This window comes from Gryllotalpicola sp. CP2-P1 (assembly GCF_057512245.1).
Genome location: NZ_JBLRDT010000335.1, coordinates 1 through 1,865 on the forward strand (window position 1 = coordinate 1; position 1,865 = coordinate 1,865).

The window sequence follows — 1,865 nt, forward strand, 5'->3', positions numbered from 1 at the left end:
CGCGCAGGCATCCATCTCGCTGCTCGGCACGGACGACGAGATCGCCGCCGCCGTCGCGCGCGAGGCGGCCGATGTCGACGTGGTGCTCGATTACGTCTGGGGGCCGCTCACCGCGGTCGCGATGACGGCGCTCGTCACCGCGCGACCCGATCGCGGCAGGCCGCTCACGTGGGTCGAGATCGGGTCCGTCGGGGGCGCCAGCGCGGCGATCCCCTCCGCAGCGCTGCGCCAGGCGCGGCTCACCCTCGTCGGCAGCGGTCAGGGCTCGGTGGGTGTGCGTGAGATCCTCGGCGAGCTGCCCGCCATGATCGACGCCGTCTCCTCCGGCGCGTTCGCGATCGACGCCGTGCGCGTGCCGCTGGCCGACGTCGAGCGCGCCTTCGCCGACCCCGCGCTGGCGGATGCGCGCGTGGTGATCGTTCCCTAGCCCGCGGCGAGCGCGGGCAGCACGTTGAACTGCAGCATCGGAGCGAGGTCGCCGGGCAGTTCGGCCGCCGGGTCGAGCCACCGCAATTCGGCGATCTCGGCCGCCGGGCCCGCGATCACGATGGGCGGATGCGTGAACACCGCGCTCTCGAGCAGGTGACCGGGCTCGTTGGCAGCCGCGGAGTGGAAGACGCCGAGCGGCGTGAGCAGTGACGGGTCCAGCTGCACGCCGAGCTCCTCGCGGGCTTCCCGCACCGCCGTCTCTGCTGCGGTCTCGCCCGCTTCGGGCTTGCCGCCGGGGAGCATGAAGCGGGCGGTGCCGCGCTTGCGCACGGTGAGCACGCGGCCCGCGTCGTCGCGCAGGACGACCGCGCTCACGCGGATGAGGTTCGAGTCGGCCACCCCTCCAGCCTAGATTCGAGTCATGACCAAGAGCTCGCCGCGTGTCGTCGCCGTCCATCTCAGCCCGACCCACTCGTTCTCGAAGCACGACGTGGACGAGATCGAGCTGCATGAGGGGCTCGGCGTCGCCGGTGACGCGCACTACGGCGCCACGGTGCAGCACCGCTCGCGCGTGCGAGCCGACCCCTCGCAGCCGAATGTCCGGCAGGTGCACCTGATGCACGCCGAGCTGTTCGACGAGCTCGCCGCAGCAGGATTCCAGGTCCAGCCGGGTCAGCTCGGCGAGAACGTGACCACGCGCGGCATCCCCCTGCTCGACCTGCCTGTCGGCACCCGGCTCGCCATCGGCGACGCGGTGATCACCGTCACCGGGCTCCGCAACCCGTGCCAGCAGATCAACGACTTCCAGGACGGGCTGCTGAAGCGGCTCGTCCACACCGACGACGACGGCAACGTCGTGCGCCTCGCCGGAGTCATGGGCATCGTCTCGCGGTCGGGAACCGTGCGGCCCGGTGCCGAGATCGCCGTGGAGCTGCCGCCCGAGCCGCGCTTCCCGCTCACCCGCGTCTGATGCGCTTCTTCGTGGTGGTGCTGCCGCTCGAGCCGCTCGCGGTCGGGGCCGGCTTCCGGCGGGACAGCTGGCCGCCACACGTCACGCTGATACCGCCGTTCGAGACGGATGCCCACGCCGGCCCCATGCTGGAGGCGATCCGCGCCGCCGCCGCGGGCCACGCCCCGCTCGTCGCGCGCGCCGACGGGTCCGCGAGATTCGGCCGACGCCGCGACGTTCCGGTCACGACGATCGAGCTCACACCCGAGTTCGAGGCGCTGCACGTCGAGGTGCTCGACGCCGTCGGGCGGTTCCTGCGCCGCGGGGTGAGGCTCAGCCACGTCGGCCCGCGCGGCTACCGGCCGCACGTGACGGTGCAGGCCGGCGGCGGGCTCGAGCCAGGGGCATCCGCCACGCTCACGCAGCTTGCCGTGGTCGACATGCGTCCGCACGGCGACGCCCGCCACCGCGCGGTCGTGGCCACGGT

At 73.1% G+C, this 1,865-nt stretch carries 3 protein-coding genes and 1 pseudogene; 3 read left to right on the forward strand and 1 reads right to left on the reverse strand.

The window, feature by feature from the left end; all coding sequences use genetic code 11:
• Positions 1 to 427: pseudogene (locus ACM2XV_RS14930) on the forward strand (quinone oxidoreductase family protein); the annotation flags it as partial.
• Here the strand turns inward: ACM2XV_RS14930 and ACM2XV_RS14935 are convergent.
• Entirely contained in the window at positions 424 to 828 is a 405-nt protein-coding gene (locus ACM2XV_RS14935) for an NUDIX hydrolase (protein WP_487027507.1), read from the reverse strand. The pseudogene ACM2XV_RS14930 and the gene ACM2XV_RS14935 sit on opposite strands and share 4 nt — an antisense overlap.
• A 22-nt stretch (positions 829 to 850) precedes the next feature.
• On the opposite strand from ACM2XV_RS14935, the gene ACM2XV_RS14940 reads away from it, so the two are divergent.
• Positions 851 to 1,399: an MOSC domain-containing protein gene (locus tag ACM2XV_RS14940; protein ID WP_487027508.1), complete on the forward strand. Its 549-nt coding sequence runs from the start codon at positions 851 to 853 to the stop codon at positions 1,397 to 1,399.
• A partial coding sequence (locus ACM2XV_RS14945; RefSeq protein ID WP_487027509.1) for a 2'-5' RNA ligase family protein occupies positions 1,399 to 1,865 on the forward strand: 467 nt, incomplete at its 3' end. The genes ACM2XV_RS14940 and ACM2XV_RS14945, both read left to right, overlap by 1 nt.